Origin of the sequence: Cyanobacterium sp. T60_A2020_053 (genome assembly GCA_015272165.1) — a bacterium.
Taxonomy (GTDB): Bacteria; Cyanobacteriota; Cyanobacteriia; order Cyanobacteriales; family Cyanobacteriaceae; genus Cyanobacterium.
In genome coordinates this window covers 1-16,841 of sequence record JACYMF010000043.1, presented here as the reverse complement: position 1 = coordinate 16,841, position 16,841 = coordinate 1, and the positions used below count along the sequence as shown (strand labels likewise).

Below are 16,841 nucleotides of genomic sequence, written 5' to 3'. Positions count from 1 at the left end.
GCAGTGGAGGATGGCGAGTATATCTTCAACCATTTCTTCTGATGGAGATAAAGTTCTTATCAAATAAGGGTGAAGGGCGCCCTCCACAAAATATTATTAACCTTTGTGAACTAATCTGTTACCATAGAGGGTGTGAAAAAAATTCGACCTAATCTGTTTTCATAACTAGAAAGATAAATTTCTGAGGAGAAAAGAGAAAAACAGTAATTATGCTAATATTTAGTCAATGATTGCTGGTCATAATTTAACCTACAGTTAGCATAAATACAAGAAATGATATTAGAGGCAAACCTAGCCGAAGTAATTAAAAATAGCAAGATAACCGAGAGTTAGTGGTAAATATCAACCTACTAACTTTTTTGTTGTCTGTATTCAAGCTAATTTGTCCTCATCACTATATATAAAAAATTCAGTATATCCCATTCGGAGGAAATAAAATGTCTGTACGTCTTTACGTCAAATTACCCAAAGCAGAATTAGAGAAAGAAAACTTAGAAAAAATGTTTAGCGAGTTTGAAACTCCCTTTACCACCAAACTAATTAAAGAGCGTAAAAAAAATGAATGTCGTGGCTTTGGATTTGTAACTGTGCCAACAGATGAAGCTGCCGATGAGTTTATTAATAAATATAACGAACAAACTTTAATTTATAACGGTGAACCTTTCAAAGACGAAGAAGGCAAGGAATTTACATTATTGATTGAAAAAGCCTTACCTCGTAACAAAGGAGAAGGGGAAGAATCTACGGAGAATCGCTCTACTGAAGGAGAAGCAGAAGAGTCAGGAGAAAATCCAGCGCCCGTCATCACCGCCGAGAAAGACACTTCTAAACCCAGTCGTCGTAATAAAAAAGCCAAAAAAACTCGTAAAACAGGCTCAAAAGATAGCACTAAATCAGTATCTGTTGCTGATTCCGTACAACCTGATCCTCGTTGGGCTAGTGAATTAAGTAAACTAAAAGAAATGTTTGCTTCTCAAACCAGTAACTAAAAAATCCTTCTTACCACCTTCCCCCCTTACTAAGCAGGGCGTTTTCATTCTCAAAAATGTTAGTTTCTCAAACTAGCCAATAATCTGAAATTCAGAGGTTTTTAACTACTAATAAATCAATTAATAGTAAAAAATCCTCCTGTCTCCCTGAATCTCCCCCCTTTTTAAGGGGGGTTGGGGGGGATCATCCTTATATTGTCTTCTTGTCAAAAACAAATCAATTTCGATCCTGACTTTGAAAACACCCTGCTTACTAAGAAGAGGGGGGGGTTTAAGCAACGCTAACCATAAATCAAGGTTTAGGGATTATTTCCCCTGCTGTCATCAATAATGATAGCTTTGTGACTTTAGAAGAAAAAATCTTCCTAAAAAGGAATATTGTCTAAATTATTCTCAGAAATCATCTCTTCACTATCGCTGTAATCAGGCTCTAAACTCCCTCCGTCATCACTGTAGGAAGTATTCAAACTAATAACATTATTAGGCGGAGGTGTCGGATTATCTGTACTGACAGGGTAAATGTGAGAAATAGTCATCTCAGCAATTTTTTCCTTATAGCCTTGCTTTTCCAGAAGAGCCATTTTTAAACGCCCCGTTAAAATTACCTCATTACCTTCTTTATAGGTTTGTTCTACTTCCGTTGCTAATGTACCCCAAGCCACAACTTTCATGGTACAAGGAGGATTATTAGGAGAAATACTGTCAAACTCTACCATCATCTCAGCAATAGGTAATTGACTATCCTGAATATATCGCAGTTGAGGACTACGAATGATTTTTGCCATGAGAACGCAACTATTCATATAAATTTATCTAATAATTTTCCAAGTTAGTTATATTGTACTGATATTTTTGCTTTCGTTAACAGTAATTTTCTGAAAATCTCCAAAAAAAAGTTTTGCTAGATTTGTTTTTCTCAAACTCATCGATAAACTAGTTTTTCTTCATGGTTTTTAATTCTTGATCGATTTCCCACTGTGCAAATTTTTCTTCTAAAGGGTCTAAAGAATCAGTAGAATAGCTATTATAAATAGTATCACTACTGCTAAAAGGAGAATAACTATAATTACTTTGTTGAGTATTTTTTAATTCTTTAATTTTTAGATTAACTTCTTTTTGTTTTTGTTCAATGGAAGCTAATAACTGTTTTGATTCTTTAATTTTTGCTTTAGCATTTTCCATTTTTTCCCAAGCTAATTTACCTTGACAAAGGAGATTAATTTCCCTTTCTTCCGCTTCTTTAGCTAAGTCTAATCGCCCAGCGCCCTTCGCCTTGGCAATACGAGGATGCCATTTTTGAATTTCTTTACCAATTTCAATTACATCAGTTTCCGCTTTTTTTTGTTGTGATTGTAGATCAATAATTAATTTAAGAGTATCCCTTTCTTGTTGTTTCAATTCATCCCGTAAAACTTCTAACTTTAGCTGAGGATTATTATTAAGAAATTCCTCTAAACGAGACTCTAAAAAACTACTAAAATCTTCAAATAAACCCATAATTTTAATGAATAATAAATAATTGAGGATCGCTATATCTTAAAAATACCAGATCAATCTCGTAGTGAACTATCTTTGATACTGGCGAATTACAAAAATTTGTTGAGCCAATTTAATTGTCAAATTTATACCCTCCCTTGCTCTAAAAATTACAGCGCATTTCAAATGAATAAACCACGTTTTTTGTGTCTCGCCTCGATGCGCAAAGACGCAAAGATAGTATTTGTAATAATCCAAAGTGTGGTTTAAGGAAATGAAAACTGCTGTAAGGAATTTTCCCTCTATCATTTAATCAACTCTCCCTGTAATTCCCGAAATTCATCATCCCCATAATTAGCCAAAATAGTATCTATTTCTTGATGATGTTCGATATAGTACATTTTAACTGCTAACAAATCAAAGGGAGTTAAGCTAGGGTAATTATCTAATAACTCTGTGTCATCGGCGCCCTGTTGTTGCAAGGAAACGATAGTCCAAACAGGAATACGAGTATTACGAATACGCGCATTACCACCGCAGATTCCGGGCATTTTCTGAATACTACGCACAGCTAATTGTTTTTGAAACAAAAGATAATCGTCTTGAGGTAAAGACTCAATAACTTGCACCAAAGACTCAATTAATTTACTATTCATCTTTCAACGGTTAAAATTAGAAAAAGTTAAATTCTTAAATCAATCTAAATAAATCGTGCGCCGTTCAAAAGAAGAACTACCACCACTACAATGAATATCAGGCCATTGATTACCGAAAATTTTATGAATACATTGGGTTTCAGTGCGTCTGACGGGTTTAGAGTTATCAGGTATGACGATAATACTTGTACCACCAGTGCGCCGAATGCGAGTTTTTACATTAGAATCATCATCCGTGGTGTTAGCATTAGTAAAAGCCTTTTGACAATTATCGTTAGCGTCACGGGAAGTAAAAGGACCTTTATATAATCTTTCTACACAAGTGCTAAATCCTTCATTGGGTTGTTTTCCTTTAAACGCATTTAAGCAGTTTTCTGTTGCCTGAGTGGAGGTAAAAGGACCTTTATATAAATTCATCACACATTGACTAAAACTTTCGGGATTCTCTGTTTCCGCTTTCACATTCACGGCAGAAGAAGAAAGAGAAAATACCGCTAAAAATAGACTTAAATATTTTATTTTTTTCATGGCATTTTAATTGATTTTTTTAAGAAAATACTTTTTTTTAAGGATACTATTGAATAGATGTTGATGAAAAAATGGCGTTATTAGAATAATGGATAATTGACAACTATAAAATTTTATCATCTCACCGTAAGTTTTTAGGCAAAACTATCGAATAGAAAAAGGTTTAAAACCTTTTCTTGATAAGACGTGAGTAAATTTAATAGTAGCCTAAACTATGTTTAGATTTACCTTTGCCCTTTGTCATTTTGACTCTTTCTAATGATATGATTATAAATAAATTAGCTATTATTGAGCCTATTATGAGTGCTAAAGTCGAAATTTATACTTGGAGTACCTGCCCTTTTTGTATCCGTGCCAAAGGATTGTTAAAACAGAAAAATGTTGATTTTATTGAATATTGTCTTGATGGGGATCGTCAAGGTAAAATGGCTATGTCAGAACGGGCAAATGGTAGAACCAGTGTTCCTCAAATTTTTATTGACGACCAACACATTGGCGGATGTGATGATATTCATGCTTTAGAAAGAGCAGGAAAACTTGACTCGTTATTAGGTATCAATTAATGAAATTATTATTTATCATCGATCCCATCAATAAGCTAGACCCTACCCACGATAGCACAGTGGCTATGATGGAGGGCGCCCTCCACCTTGGACATGAAATTTGGATTACTTACCTAAATCAGCTAAGTATCATTGACAATAAGGCTTATGGGGAGACTTGTCAGGTTAACATTTATCCTGTGGAGTTGGTAGGGGGAATATGGCAAGCGCCCTCCCCTTGGTATGAGGTGCAAAAGCTGGAATTATTGCCGTTAGAAAGTTTTGATGCTGTTTTTATGCGTAAAGACCCACCGGTTAATACCAGTTATCTCTATGCTACTTATATTCTCGATTTAGTCAACCCCGAAAAAACGAAGGTGATTAATTCTCCCCAGGGGATTAGGGGCGCTAATGAGAAGGTATATGCCCTCAATTTTCCTACGGTTATCCCTGACACTATTGTTAGTCAAAGTAAAACGGTTATCGCTGATTTTCTGCAACAGAAACAGCAGGTAGTGATAAAACCTTTGGGGGGGAAAGCTGGAGAAGGTATTTTATTTGTGCAAGAAGATGATCGCAATTTTAATTCTCTCATCGAGATTAGCACTAAACAAGGACAAGAACCGGTAATGATACAAGAGTATTTACCATCAGCGAAAGAAGGGGATAAAAGAATTATTTTAGTTAATGGTGCGGTGATGGGCGCTGTGAATCGTATTCCCACTGGGAAAGATTTTCGGGGCAATATGGCAGTGGGTGGTAGAGTTGCTAAAACGGAAATTACTCCCCAAGATTTGAAAATTTGTGAGACGGTAGCACCAAAATTGGTGGCAGACGGCTTATTTTTTGTGGGTATTGACGTGATTGGCGGTTATCTCACTGAAGTTAATGTTACCAGTCCTACAGGTATTCGAGAAATTGATCGCCTTCATGGGGTGAATTTAGGTCAAGAAACCATTAAAATTTTGGAGCAGTTATAAACCTGATGGTAAAATGATCAATTTACGTTTAGCCTTTGCAGTTGCCACCGCCAAAATAGTTACCCAGTTAGTACGTTTATCGGGGAAGGGCGCTGGTAGTGTCTTACCCGGTGAAATTGCCCGACGCTTCCATCCTAGCCTTTTCGCCGTATTATCCGCACAGATTAAACAGGGTGTTATTCTTGTGGTTGGCACCAATGGCAAAACCACCACATCCCTATTTTTAAAAGAAATTTTAACTAATGCTAATTTTAACGTTATTCACAACGGGACGGGCGCTAATCTGGTTAATGGTTTAGTTACCTGTTTAATGGATAACTGTGACTTATGGGGCAACATTAACGCAGATTATGCCATCCTCGAAGTGGACGAAAATATATTACCTTTAGTTTTAAAAGAATGCTCTCCTAGCCATATTTTAGCCCTTAATTTATTTCGAGATCAACTAGATCGTTATGGTGAAGTTGACACCATCAGTTATCGATGGCAAAAAGCCATTTCTCCTTTGTCCAATGAGACTACTATTGTAGTAAATGGAGATGATCCAACCCTTTGTAATTTCGGTCAAAATTTATCCCAAAAAGTTTTATATTTTGGCTTAGATGAACCCGATTTATATTTATCAGAAATTCCCCATGCAGTGGATTCTATTTATTGTCCAAAATGTGGTCATTCCCTTAATTATCAAGGATTTTACTTATCTCATTTAGGTGATTTTGACTGTCCAAAATGTGACTTTACTAAAAGTAAATTATCCATAGAAAGCAGAGCATGGCAACAAATTTTAATCGGCGTTTACAATAAATATAATACTTTAGCTGGAGTAGTATTAGCTCAATCCATTGGTATTGATAAAGATATTATTAATAAAACTATAACTAACTTTAAACCGGCTTTTGGTAGAGCCGAAGAATTAATCGTTAATAATAAAAAAATACGCATTTTATTGTCAAAAAATCCCGTAGGGATGAATGAAACTATTAGGGCAGTAAAAGATTTAAAAAAAGTGAATCCCCACGGCACTACCATGATGGCATTAAATGATCGTACTCCTGATGGTACAGATGTATCATGGATTTGGGATGTGGATACAGAAGACTTAATCGAATTAGGTGGAAATATAGTGGTAAGCGGTGATCGAGTTTATGACATGGCACTAAGATTAAAATATAGTTTGGATACCATGGAAAATAATCTTAATTTAGTAGTGAAAGAAAACTTAGCAGAAGCTATCACCAGCGCCCTCCACCTTACCCCAGAAGGAGAAACATTGTATATAATTCCCACTTATTCAGCCATGCTAGAAGTGAGAAAAATTTTATTAGGTAAAGAGATTTTATGAGGTATCTTAGAAAGTAACTTATAACGACTATTTTTATCATAAAGTCAATGAAAGAAAAAACAGCGCCCCTCACCCCAGACTATTTCATTTCATCTAGCAATAAAATTCACTCCAATCAATGCCGTCACTACAAACCAGACACCACAGGATGGCAAAAAATGGAATCCTATTCCAGCGCCCTTCAAACCGGTGCGACACCCTGTCGAATTTGTTGCCCAAAAAATATTTTAGACAATGAGGTTAACAAACCAGCAGAAATTGAAAAAGTAACTTCTCAGGAAATTGAGGAAAAAACCGAAACACCTTCAGTAATAGAAAATCAAGAAAAAGCAGAAACTCCTCCAGTAATAGAAAATGAAGAAAAAATCGAAACACCTTCAGTAATAGAAAATGAAGAGAAAACAGAAATAACTTCGGTAGTAGAAAATGAAGAAAAAGCAGAAACACCTTCGGTAGTAGAAACTGAAGAAAAAACAGAAACACCTTCAGTAATAGAAAATGGAGAGAAAACAGAAACACCTTTGGTAATAGAAAATGGAGAAAAAACAGAGACAGTAGAAACTGCGGAGGATAAAGAAAAATCAGCAGAAACAAAAGCTAAAAAGAAGAAAAAGAAAAAAAATAAGCCCGTAGAAAAAGAAGAAGAAAAGAAAAGATATAAAATCTTAGCAGGAAACGGTTGCCATCAAGCCATCGCCGAAGTGAAGGGGATTTTAGTGCCACCTGCTGACAAAAACGACAGCCATCATTTAATATTGCCCGATGGTTGCACCCTTCAAGCCACCTTCATTAGCAGCCAATTAAAATGGTTAGCCTTCAATCAACCGAATATTTTAGGGGCGCACTGGTTTCGGGGTTATCCGAAAATGCAAGATAATAAATTAGTAGCATTACAAATTATCGCATGGGATTTAAATATGCCCACCAACGAAAAAGGCTGGGAAACATGGGAATTTATCGGGTTATGGACATTACAAAAGAATCTTACCGTACAACGTTCCATGGGAATGAAAGAAATTCGCACGGTAGCCAAAGAAACAGGATTTATCAAAAAATTCAAATATACCTTTAATAATGCTGAAGAATGGCTCAAAAATAAAAAATTGTGGAGTGGCTATGTTTATAAACTGCTTTGTCGCAGAGAAGGGGATACTTTAAAGATACAAAAAGTTATTCCCTATGCTTGTCCACGCATTAAACCAGTGCCAAAAGATCGAAATTTTGATAAAAACAAGTCTAATAGTAAATTTCAACCTAAATCTGAAGAAAAACTAAAACCTAAATCTGAGGAAAAATCAAAACCTAAACCTGATGAGAAATTACAACCCAATTCTTAATCATAAAATAATTTGTAGGTTGGGTTGAGGTAACGAAACCCAACAAAAAAAAACTTTCGCATTGCCCTCACCCCCTCTCCCAGAGGGCGAGGGGAGAATTATTTTCTATTAATATTATTTATAGATTAAATGATGAAATCAAATCCAAAAATTGAGACAATTATAAGTAATTTAAAAGAATATATACCGCAAATAAAAGAGCCGTATAAAATAGAAGAAATAGGAATTTTTGGCTCTTATGTTAGAGGAGAAGAAACAGAAAATAGTGATCTTGATATTTTGATCAAGTTTTCTTCTAGTATTGATTTTGGGTTGCTAGGTTTTTGTCAATTAGAAAATAAACTTACTGATAAATTAGGCATAAAAGTTGATTTAGTTATTAAAGATAGTTTAAAAATAAATCTCAAAAATAATATTCTTGATGAAGTGATATATTTAGGGTGTGCTGAAAAAGTGTAGTCGTGAGGGTAATGGACAATTGACAATTATATAGAGCAATTATTGTAAAGATTAGGCACAAGAAGATCCCCCTAAATCCCCCTTAAAAAGGGGGACTTGAGAATAATCAGCGTACCTCACTATCATGAAAAACGCTATAGCTTATCATCTGACAGCAATAATCTATTATTTTCTCTTTTTAATTTAATGCTATTTTTGCCTAAATATTTTTGTTTTTGCTCGTTTTTAACTTTTTGAATAAAGATTAATTTTGGAGCGATGGGATAATTTGCTACACTGAGAGCAAGATTTTTTCTACCTAAAATTGTAGAATCGATGATTTTATTATCATCAACTCATTGATGTTTAAATTGTATAGGTATTATGACAAAAACAGTAATCAAACCACAACTAAAATTAGTGGAATCAGAAACCGAAGAACTCCTGAAAAAAATTATCGAGATTGAAGAATCATCAGAGACTATTTTTCAAGAAAATCAATTGGTAGCCACCTATTTAGGCGCCCACCACCGTGACGATGGCTTAACGCAAATTGGTTTTTGGACTCCGCAGTTAATGCGAGAAGTAATGCACCTCAACGAGATTTATTTAGAAGTATTTACTCCCCAAGAAGATATTAACGTAGAAGAAATTTTACAACAGGATTTACCCACTATTAAAGTGCGCCGAGATTGTGTTTTCCTACAAAAAAGAGGAAAATTTTTTTGGGGTGTTATTGAAGGCATGAAAGCAGGTACAAGAGACAAATTAGGCTCTTTTTATTGGTTGCGCTACCGTAATCCCTATGGGCAAATTGAAATTATCCGAGACGTATTAGCGCACTCCTTGCCTTTCGGTATCTTTGCCCCTGCGGAATTGTATGATATGAATAAACTACAACGGGAAAGAAAAGACCTAGAATACTTCCAAAAACATGGCTCTACTGATTCGGAAAATATACCGCGCCAGAGTGCGCCCGTCAACATTTTACAACTCCATGTCGGCACAGCCACCAAAGAAGGTACAATCAGAGGATTAACGGAACTATATCAAGGCATTGCCCAGAAAATCCAACAAGATGAAGTCTTGACTTCCTACGAAGAAAATTATATCGGTTTCGATGCCCTGCAACTATTACCCATCGAACCGACTATCGAATATCGCCAAGACTTGAGCCAAGATAGCTTATTGTTTAACATCTGCGAAGAATGTTGCGGGATTGTACCTAATAGCGCCCCTGAAGGAGACGATTTTTTTCATAGCATCCCTGATATTACCGTTACTTTAACCCGTCCTAATACCCAAGGATGGGGCTATGACGTGCCGATTTTAGGGGCGGCCGCCGTTAGCCCTTCCATGCTCGGTAGTTTACGACCTGATGAATTATATGATTTTATTGGTGTATTACATAACTTTCCAGAACAACCCATCAGCTTAATCTATGACTTGGTTTATGGTCATGCGGACAATCAGTCAGAACTAATTATCAATAATCAATTTTTTAAAGGACCTAATATGTATGGTCAGGATTTAAACCATCAATTACCGATGGTGAGATCAATTTTACTAGAAACCCAAAGAAGAAAAATTAACACGGGCGCTGATGGCATTCGGGTTGACGGTGGTCAAGATTTTCGCTTTTTTAATCCTCTCAGTGGTAGGATAGAACAAGATGACCAATATCTTCTTGCCATGAGTGATTTGATACAAGACATTAACGGTTATCAAAGACGACTATTTACGATTTTTGAAGACGGGCGCCCGTGGCCTGAGGATGGTTGGGAAACCAAGTCAACTTACATGGATTTAATCAATCTCAAGGAAGATTCTTTCCAGTGGGGCCCTTTAATTTTTGCTCACAATACCCCAGCAGTGCAAGGTTTTTGGCGCCATAAATGGCAAAGGGTTTGTGAGGTGATGTATCAGGGACAAAATTGGATCACTGGTTGCGGTAATCATGATACCCTGAGACGTGGTTCTCAAGTCAATAAAAGTTTAGGGATTAATTGGCGCTTGGGAGATACCCTTAATGATGTGATTCGCAATGCCTATGATAATCCTGCTCTCACCATGTGGGTATATGCTTTTAGTCCGGGTTTACCCATGGATTTTATTAATGTTTTGATGCACACTCCTTGGATGTTTTTCCGTAACACTGATGAGGAATATGGTGTGAAAGTGGTATCGGAAGAAGTGGGTTTTCTCGATTGGCAAATGACAGAAGAGCGCTACTGTAAAAAAGATAGTTTTCGCCGTCTCAAGGCTTTAGGTTTTCACAAGTTGGATCAGTTACGAGAGTTTACCCATGCGCTTAATGATACGATGATCGCTCGTAATTATGATTTACAGGAAGTTACCCAAGTATTTCAAGGGTGTTTTGATGATGATGATGCTTGTGATATAACAACTCTCAAAAAAATTAAGCAAGGAGATTTAAAAGATTTTTGCGACAATCTCGATATTGACGGTTTGAAACATTGGGCGCTGATGTTTATGGAGGATTGTTTTGATATTTGTAATGTCTCCCACTATATTCCGGTGATGCGAGGGGCGCTGACTAAGTATAATTTGGCTTTACGACAATTTCGCCGTAGTCATCCTTGGTTAATGGCAAGTTTAAACGGTGGTGATCGTTTTAATAAAATTCAAGAGGGTGACGCTACTATTTATTATGGTATTCGCTCTAATCCACAAGACCCAGAGGAAAAAGTTGTTATGGTGGTTAATTTGGAAGGGCAAACATCAGAAATTAATTTGCTAGATTGGTTACAGTTAGACCCTGATGAGTGGAAAATTGAATTAACTACTCCTACGTTATCTAATATTGATGATCTACAGGGGTTAAATTGTTTAACTTTAGCTCAAACCCAAGGTATTCTTTTAACCCGTGTTTAGTCTAACAAGTAAGTAATTTATCTCCGATCTGTCACTTTCCGATAGAGTTGCTTTAGTAGATATAGTTTCAGCCATTTTTAAATTCTGATAATTTTTATTACTTAAAAAGTCTTGAAATATTTTGCTAATCAAGGTTTTGTGACCCAAGAATGGTAAAAGTTTTCGGAAAGTGACAAAAGAGGGTGATAATGATCTGGTAGAGGTCATCGCATTTGCCATGGAGCAAGTAACACAGTTAGAGATACATAATTGATTCACTCATTGCTGTTACCTTACCTCATAATCATGAGAAATGCTATAAACAAAATTAAAAACTGATGTTACGCAGTCAAACGAGATATTAATAGTTTCAAAGGTTAAGTGCGAACGAAAAATTAGTATTTTAAGGTTTATTATGGGTAACGTCAGTTAAAAAGTAAGAATTTATAAAAAATGGTAAAAGTTAGCGTTTGTATACCGACTTATAATCGTTCCCATTATCTTCAATATGCCATTCATAGTGTATTGACACAAACTTACTATGATTTTGAGTTAATTGTATGTGATGATGGCTCAACAGATGACACACCAGAAATAATTAAAAATATCAATGATTCGCGCTTAATTTATCTGCGTCATCCCCAAAATATTGGCAAAAGTAATAACATGAGATCAGGGTTTAATCAAGCTACTGGAAAATATTTTATTAAATTTGACGATGATGATGCTTTATGTCAAGATTTTTTAACCAAAACAGTACAAATATTGGAAGAAAATAATGACATTGATTTTGTTAGTACAGATCATTGGATTATTGATAATAAAAGTATTATAGATGATCAAGCCACTAAAATAAACTCTCAAAAATGGCACAGAGAAACACTAAAAGAGGGCATTATTAATGATTTGTTAAAACAAGTTTTTATAAATCAAGTTATTCAAATTGGAGCAACTTTATTCCGAAAAACAGTTTTAGAAGAAATTGATTTCCTTCTACCCAATATACAAAATTGCGAAGATAATGATTTATTAGTAAGATTAGCAGTTAAAAATAAAACTGGGTATTATTTACCTTCTCTATTGATGAAATACAGATTTCATAATGAACAAATTAGTACAGAAAAATCATTACAATATTTGCATGACTATTTAGATTATTTGAATAGATTTAATTTTACGGATCAAGAAATTGAAAAATATCGTTTAAGTAAAGTATTAAAAACGAAAGTTAGTTTAGGATTAAAATTAATTGAAGCAGGTAAAAATCAAGAAGGAAGAAAATTAATCAGAGAATCAGCGCCCTTCACCCCATTAAATAAACGTGGGTTAGTTGGCTTAACACTTTCCTATTTTCCACATAAATTAACTAATAAAATTATTAATATTTTACGACAAATAAAACCACAAGACTATGCAGATCAAATCAGAAATAATTAATCATTAATATTAACTTTTAATTCCTCTACTTTAAGTAAAATTAAATATTCATAAAAAGCCTGTAAAGTACACCAAGCAAAACCAGCTTTTCCATCTAAAAAACCCCTTAAAATAAAATACATATAAAACCATCTCAGTAAAGGGCGAAAAGGCACCTTTAAAGATAAATCTTTCAGCGCCCTCCGCCTCATTACTTCCGTTTTGCCAAAAAATATATCTTGCCAATTAATATCTTTATTTTCTGCTAATTGTTTAATAGTTTCCTTCGCTTCATCTGTAGAATAACGATTATGTTTTTCAAGCCAACGGCTTAAACCTTTACTACAAGTGTAATGAGGATAAGGGTTTTGTAAATGTCCCGTTTCTCCCTCACAGATTTCCCTCTCAGCGTGGCCAAAATCAATAAATGAAACTTTACCCTTTTTAAATAAGCGCATTTGATGCCGTGGATATTGGGCGCTATGGCGAATCCATTTACCCAAAAACATCATTTTTTCTGCTACATAATAACCAATATATTGCTCACTTTTAACGGCTTCTAAACACTCATTAAATAATTCTGAAGTGAATCTTTCATCAGCTTCCAATAAATAAACCCAATCATATTTCGTCTCAATATTTTCTAGCATCCAACTGCGCTGTTTTCCATGGGATTCAAAAGGATGTTGATAAATTTTGATAGGATAATTAGAAGCAATTTCCGTAGTTTTATCCGTGCTAAAAGAATCCACTAAAATAATGTCATCACATAATAAAGCCGATTCAATACATGAAGCGATGTCTATTTCCTCGTTATAGGTCAAAATGAATACTGAAAACATGAATTATTTTAGATATTTTTAATCGCTATCAAATTATTATCATAATGGTGGAGGGCGCTGAGGAGCATAAAAGTCACAATTAATTTTGTTTACTTACTTAACAAAAGGTTTGATGCTCACCCCAAGAATATTAACTGAGTTAATTTTTAGTGTAGCGTAAAGTTTCTATGGATTGAGCCGTGAGAAATAAGCCCAGAAAAATATAACTAATAAAAATAATCAAACTGCCTGTATCAAAAATTCCCCTCACAAAATTATCGTACGTTGTCAGTATAGAAAAATGACTAATTATTTCTCCTAAATTACCTCCTAAATTATTTGCTAAAGTGTCCAGTATTGACAGAAATAAAACTAAAATAAAGGTGATAATTGCTGAAAAAATTGTACTCTCAGTAAGAGATGAAATAAACATTCCCAATGATAAAATTGCCCCTGCTAATAATAGCAAACCACCATGAGCTAACAATGGTACTTGGGGAGGGAAGGAGGGCGCTGAGGAACTAAAAATTATGATTTCATAAACTAAAATGGGCATAATCATAGTTAGAAAAAATAACCATACTCCTAATAATTTACCTAATGCTACTACCCAGTTAAAAAGAGGAGATGTTGCTAATAATTCCAATGTGCCTTTTTTTCTTTCTTCAGTATATAAACCCATTGATAACATGGGTAATAAAAATAAGGAAATTGAACCCATTACCCCAAAATAAATTTGGATAAATTCATAAGGTATATCAATAGGAACACTATTTCCTATTTGTTCTTGAAGGGCTACGCTTTGTATTATGCCTTGGGGACTAAATAAAATAAAAACGAAAAATATCCCTGATATTAACCAAAAGATTCCAGCAATAATTAAAGCTAAAGGGGAGTTAAAATAACTTTGTAATTCTTTTTGTAAAATAGCAAGGGTATTATTAATTATGCTAGTCATATATGGTTTATTTTTAAGTAATAAATATTGTAATTTATTAGTGAATAAAGCTCTCTTACTTTGATTATAATAAATTATTAGTTGGTATAGAGCAAAAGGAAATGAAAACTGCTGTAAAATGCAGTTGAATTACCAAATTATATAATATACACTACAGGAGGCTAATAAAACCTCATAATTGTCAATTTGCTCTCACGACTCCACTAATGAGTGCAAAACCTAATTAAGTCTCCTCCCTGTTTTCGACAAATCTTTCATAATTCTTTCATTTTTGGTATAGTAAGAAGGTAAACAAAGCGCCCTTCACCGCAAATGATAGATTTATTAATTGAACCATTGCAATATAATTTTATGCAAAAATCCCTCATAGTAGCCATTGTTATTGGCTTGATTTTATCTTAATGATTTTAATTGGTCTAACCATTGTTGCTAGTCTTAAAGCTGTGGGAGTTATTTTAGTTTTATCTTTATTAATTACGCCTACTGCCACAGCATATTTATTCGTAAATCGTCTGCATCAAATGATGTTTGTTGGTGTTATTTTTGCAGTTATTGCTAGTATTAGTGGTATGTATTTAAGTTTTTATTATAATATTCCTTCTGGACCTGCTATTGTTTTAGTGGCTACTTTTTTATTTATTTTGAGTTTTTTATTCAGTCCAAATCAAGGTTTAATTAGTTTGTATGTGCGCCGAAAATTATCTTTTTAGTATCTAGGGTGTGATGAAAAAGTATTTTTTATTTTGTAGGTTGGGTTAGCTATAGCGTAACCCAACAATAGTTTTATCTAATCTATTTATAACTAATTAACTTAATCTTTGATAAGCAGTAACTAAACCATTTTCATCCCCTACATTACCCGGAAAAAGTACCACTGGTAAATTAGGAAATAAATGATGATCTTTTGGAGTCGTAATAACTGAACAACCGGGCAAAATTTGACCTAATAATCTTGCTTCTTTTAATTTTAAACCATCACTAAGAACATCATTAGAAGTAATACCTCCTTTACTAATTAAAAAACCAATATCCGTAGGTAAACCTTTAACTATATCCATCAAAGTTGCCGAAACTTCCTTCCCAAAAGCTAAACGGGTGGTAACATCCGCAAAAGTCAATTCTTGACGACTGGTATAAACTACAGGGGTTTTTCCTTCTTTGATAATAGTTTGCACTTGGTGAAGGGCGCCCTCCACCATTTTATCTCGACTGTCAGGATTATCCCTTAAACTGACTACATCAATTTCAATACCGCTAATATCTGGTTCTTGTAATAGTTTAGCTAACTGTGAGCTAGTTTTTTGCACATGAGAACCGACAATAATCACCCCACTATTTTGATTAGGCTTATATTGTGCCATGAGGTGAGGGGCGCTGGGTTGTTTTCCCACTCCAGCTAATGACGTTAAAATACTAGCAGCGCTACGAAATAAAAACTTTTTACCATCCCTTGCCACCGCTAACACATCTTGGGCAAACTGATCTAAATCTGCTTGTTTTTCCCCATCCACTGCACAACATTGATTATTTGTCAAAATTCTTAATTTTTCTTGACATCCTGAGCGAATATCATCAAGAGTGAAACAAACAACCTCATCAGCAGTTATTTTGCCATTGGTTTTTTCATTAACATAGTCAGGTAAATAACTGTAACTATAGCCAAATACTGAATCTTGAGCAAATTCCGTTTCATGGACAGGAGTTTCTACCCCATCTATGATTAAATAATGAATGCCATTGCGAGTAACTCTACCTCCTTCAAAAAAAGCAGGGATAAGGAAATGAGCATCAAAAGCGCCCATCACCCTAGCAATAACGTCAGTTTCGATGGGATAATGACCTCTGAGGGTAGAATCAGAACGACTTACGATAACATATTCTTGGACATTCTCTAACTCCAGCGCCCTCCGCAGATTTACACATACTTCGGTTGTAATACTCTCCGCTTCTTGAGGAGTCAGCGCCCTTGTATTGGTGAGAATGAAAAAAATCGGACTCTCATCCTGTAAACCATCTCGGAGAGTTTCTACATCCCATTGCATTAATAATAAACAACTATGGACAGTTTGAGAACCAGTGGGATCATCATCAAGAACAATTATTTTTGGTTGTTGACTCATGTTAATGAAATTTTTGATTGTATAGAGGAATCCTATAGGAGTTGTAAAAAATAATATTATTAAAAAGGCAAAGAGGGAAACTTTCATCAACTACCTTTTGGTAAAGAGAAGAAAAAGTATTATCTTTGATATTTTGTTCCAATAATTAATTTCTTACTAATAATCTAGGATCACTATATTTAATATTAGATCAGTTGTGGTAATTAAATAATGTTAGATGAACTACGCATTTCCGCTACGCTGAGAAATGCGTTTCTGACGCTTCTTCGCCCCAAGTTGCCTCATGCTTCCGCACTCAGTAGAGCTTGGCGACTCTGCGTCTAAAGAGGCACGTTCCATACCCCTGATATAGTTTTCTATGACC

General features: G+C 34.8%; 15 protein-coding genes and 1 pseudogene. 9 read left to right on the top strand and 7 right to left on the bottom strand.

Annotated features, from left to right (window positions below; all coding sequences use genetic code 11):
- The first annotated feature begins 437 nt into the window (after positions 1 to 437).
- Positions 438 to 989, top strand: a complete 552-nt coding sequence (locus IGQ45_06565) for an RNA-binding protein (GenBank protein ID MBF2056876.1) — start codon at positions 438 to 440, stop codon at positions 987 to 989.
- A gap of 365 nt (positions 990 to 1,354) precedes the next feature.
- Here IGQ45_06565 and IGQ45_06560 read toward each other — a convergent pair whose 3' ends face one another.
- From IGQ45_06560 to IGQ45_06545, 4 genes are all read right to left on the bottom strand, one after another.
- The gene (locus tag IGQ45_06560; protein MBF2056875.1) at positions 1,355 to 1,792 is read right to left on the bottom strand and encodes a single-stranded DNA-binding protein; all 438 of its coding nucleotides are present in this window, start codon (positions 1,790 to 1,792) and stop codon (positions 1,355 to 1,357) included.
- 130 nt (positions 1,793 to 1,922) lie between these two features.
- The gene (locus tag IGQ45_06555) at positions 1,923 to 2,486 is read right to left on the bottom strand and encodes a TIGR04376 family protein (protein MBF2056874.1); all 564 of its coding nucleotides are present in this window, start codon (positions 2,484 to 2,486) and stop codon (positions 1,923 to 1,925) included.
- A 284-nt stretch (positions 2,487 to 2,770) separates the two neighbouring features.
- Positions 2,771 to 3,121: a DUF433 domain-containing protein gene (locus IGQ45_06550; GenBank protein MBF2056873.1), complete on the bottom strand. Its 351-nt coding sequence runs from the start codon at positions 3,119 to 3,121 to the stop codon at positions 2,771 to 2,773.
- A gap of 39 nt (positions 3,122 to 3,160) precedes the next feature.
- The gene (locus tag IGQ45_06545) at positions 3,161 to 3,649 is read right to left on the bottom strand and encodes a hypothetical protein (protein MBF2056872.1); all 489 of its coding nucleotides are present in this window, start codon (positions 3,647 to 3,649) and stop codon (positions 3,161 to 3,163) included.
- Positions 3,650 to 3,948: 299 nt separating this feature from the next.
- Between IGQ45_06545 and grxC the strand changes: the two genes are divergently transcribed.
- The 7 genes from grxC (at position 3,949) to IGQ45_06510 (ending at position 12,599) form a co-directional block, all read left to right on the top strand.
- The gene (gene grxC / locus IGQ45_06540) at positions 3,949 to 4,212 is read left to right on the top strand and encodes a glutaredoxin 3 (protein ID MBF2056871.1); all 264 of its coding nucleotides are present in this window, start codon (positions 3,949 to 3,951) and stop codon (positions 4,210 to 4,212) included.
- Positions 4,212 to 5,171, top strand: a complete 960-nt coding sequence (gene gshB, locus IGQ45_06535; GenBank protein ID MBF2056870.1) for a glutathione synthase — start codon at positions 4,212 to 4,214, stop codon at positions 5,169 to 5,171. The genes grxC and gshB overlap by 1 nt, the downstream gene beginning before the upstream one ends.
- Before the next feature lie 13 nt (positions 5,172 to 5,184).
- Positions 5,185 to 6,513, top strand: a complete 1,329-nt coding sequence (locus tag IGQ45_06530) for a Mur ligase family protein (protein MBF2056869.1) — start codon at positions 5,185 to 5,187, stop codon at positions 6,511 to 6,513.
- A 47-nt stretch (positions 6,514 to 6,560) separates the two neighbouring features.
- Positions 6,561 to 7,850, top strand: coding sequence for a hypothetical protein (locus IGQ45_06525; protein ID MBF2056868.1), 1,290 nt, complete (start codon positions 6,561 to 6,563; stop codon positions 7,848 to 7,850).
- A gap of 129 nt (positions 7,851 to 7,979) precedes the next feature.
- Positions 7,980 to 8,309, top strand: a complete 330-nt coding sequence (locus IGQ45_06520; GenBank protein MBF2056867.1) for a nucleotidyltransferase family protein — start codon at positions 7,980 to 7,982, stop codon at positions 8,307 to 8,309.
- A 363-nt stretch (positions 8,310 to 8,672) separates the two neighbouring features.
- Entirely contained in the window at positions 8,673 to 11,183 is a 2,511-nt protein-coding gene (locus tag IGQ45_06515) for an alpha-amylase (GenBank protein ID MBF2056866.1), read from the top strand.
- A gap of 432 nt (positions 11,184 to 11,615) precedes the next feature.
- Complete coding sequence (locus IGQ45_06510; protein ID MBF2056865.1) at positions 11,616 to 12,599, top strand: glycosyltransferase family 2 protein; 984 nt, start codon at positions 11,616 to 11,618, stop codon at positions 12,597 to 12,599.
- Here IGQ45_06510 and IGQ45_06505 read toward each other — a convergent pair.
- Together IGQ45_06505 and IGQ45_06500 are read right to left on the bottom strand one after the other, a co-directional pair.
- Positions 12,596 to 13,420: a glycosyltransferase family 2 protein gene (locus IGQ45_06505; protein ID MBF2056864.1), complete on the bottom strand. Its 825-nt coding sequence runs from the start codon at positions 13,418 to 13,420 to the stop codon at positions 12,596 to 12,598. The genes IGQ45_06510 and IGQ45_06505 overlap by 4 nt on opposite strands.
- Positions 13,421 to 13,559: 139 nt before the next feature.
- On the bottom strand, positions 13,560 to 14,357 hold the full coding sequence (locus IGQ45_06500; protein ID MBF2056863.1) for an ABC transporter permease subunit: 798 nt from the start codon (positions 14,355 to 14,357) through the stop codon (positions 13,560 to 13,562).
- 386 nt (positions 14,358 to 14,743) lie between these two features.
- Here IGQ45_06500 and IGQ45_06495 point away from each other — a divergent pair.
- A pseudogene (locus tag IGQ45_06495) lies at positions 14,744 to 15,067 on the top strand (metal ABC transporter permease).
- A 96-nt stretch (positions 15,068 to 15,163) separates the two neighbouring features.
- On the opposite strand, the gene IGQ45_06490 reads toward IGQ45_06495, so the two are convergent.
- Entirely contained in the window at positions 15,164 to 16,477 is a 1,314-nt protein-coding gene (locus tag IGQ45_06490; GenBank protein ID MBF2056862.1) for a four-carbon acid sugar kinase family protein, read from the bottom strand.
- Positions 16,478 to 16,841: the final 364 nt, after the last annotated feature.